Source organism: Streptomyces sp. NPDC002776, assembly GCF_053592195.1.
The window spans coordinates 1-1446 of record NZ_JBSFVG010000067.1 but is presented as its reverse complement, the minus strand read 5'-3'; the positions used below and the strand labels follow the sequence as shown (position 1 = coordinate 1446).

At 67.5% G+C, this 1446-nt stretch carries 1 protein-coding gene; it reads right to left on the bottom strand.

The genetic code is table 11. The features are described 5' to 3' along the window. Window positions 1-22 precede the first annotated feature (22 nt). Window positions 23-1213 (bottom strand): IS110 family transposase, encoded by a 1191-nt coding sequence (locus ACWD11_RS35170; protein ID WP_451287970.1) that lies wholly within the window; start codon window positions 1211-1213, stop codon window positions 23-25. Between the last annotated feature and the right edge of the window lie 233 nt (window positions 1214-1446).

Genomic DNA, 1446 nt, shown 5'->3' with positions numbered 1-1446 from the left:
AAGGAGCTTCCCAATGCTGATGTCAAGCCGCCACTGTGACTGGTGGTGTGGCTTGGTAGTACGCTCCGTCGCGGATCATGGCCCACAGGACGTTGACGCGGCGGCGAGCGAGTGCCAGCAGCGCCTGCTTATGTCCCTTGCCTTCGGCGCGCTTGCGCGCGTAATAGGCCTTGGAGGCAGGGCAGCTCTTCAGGCTGGAGAGGGCGGAGAGGTACATCGCGTTGAGCAGGCCGCGGTGAAAGCGGCGCGGTCTTCGAAGGTTGCCGCTGACGCGGCCGGAGTCACGCGGGGCAGGCGCCAGGCCGGCGAAGCCGGCCAGCCGGTCGGCGCTGCCGAAGGCGTCCATGTGACCGCCGGTGGCCGCGATGAAGACGGCGCCCGTCATCTTGCCCGTGCCGGGCAGGCTGAGGATCACCTCGGCGTGCGGGTGCTCGCGAAACCGGGCCTCGATGAGCGCGTCGACTTCCGTGACCTCCTCATCAAGGGCCATCACCCCCTTCGCCAGCCGCACCACCATCGCGGCGGCCAGCTTCTCCCCAGGCAGGGCCGTGTGCTGGGCCTCGGCTGCCTCCAGGGCAGTCCGGGCGAGCGTGGCGGCTCCGCGCACCTTGCGGTTGCGCAGCCACGTCTCGACGCGCTTGGCTCCGCTGCGGCGGATCGCGGCCGGCGTCTGGTAGCCCGTCAGCAGCATGACCGGGCCCTTGTTGGTCAGATCCAGCGACCGTTCCAATGCCGGGAAGATCTCCAGCAGTTGGGCACGCAGCCGGTTGATCTGGCGGGTGCGGTCGGCCACCAGATCCGCCCGGCGTGTGGTCAGTATGCGCAGGTCGACGGCGATCTCGTCACCGGGACGCAGCAGACCGAGGTCGCGGCGCATGCGGGCTTGGTCGGCGATGACGAAGGCGTCCTTGGCGTCCGTCTTGCCCTCGCCCCGGTAGGAGGCCGAGGCGTGGTGCACGGTCAGGCCGGTGATGTAGACCATCGGCTGGTCGTGGCTGACCAGCAGGCCAATCAGCAGGGCGGCACCGCCGCCGTTGAGGTCGACCGCCCACAGCACGTCTTCATCGATGTCCAGGACGTCACCGATCAGCTCCAGCAGGGCCGATTCGTCGTTCAGGACCCGGCGGGACAGCAGCCGTTCACCGTCCCGGTCGATCACCACGCAGTGGTGATGTTCCTTGCCAATGTCCACTCCGGCCCATATCCGGGGCACGGTCACCTCCGCCAGTTCGTCGCGCTACCACTGCCCAGCAGACGACCTCGCCGACGTTGCCCTACGCAGCGATCGAGTCGCATCTCCCAATTAGCGGTCGAGTCGTCGCGGGGCTCCGGGTGGCCAAGCTCCTTCAGCCATCTGACGGTCGCCCAATCATCAGCCATGCCCAGAGCCCCTGGGTCCCACTGATCTTACGAATGATCATTTCGAACCCACTAGAAAGGTAGGGC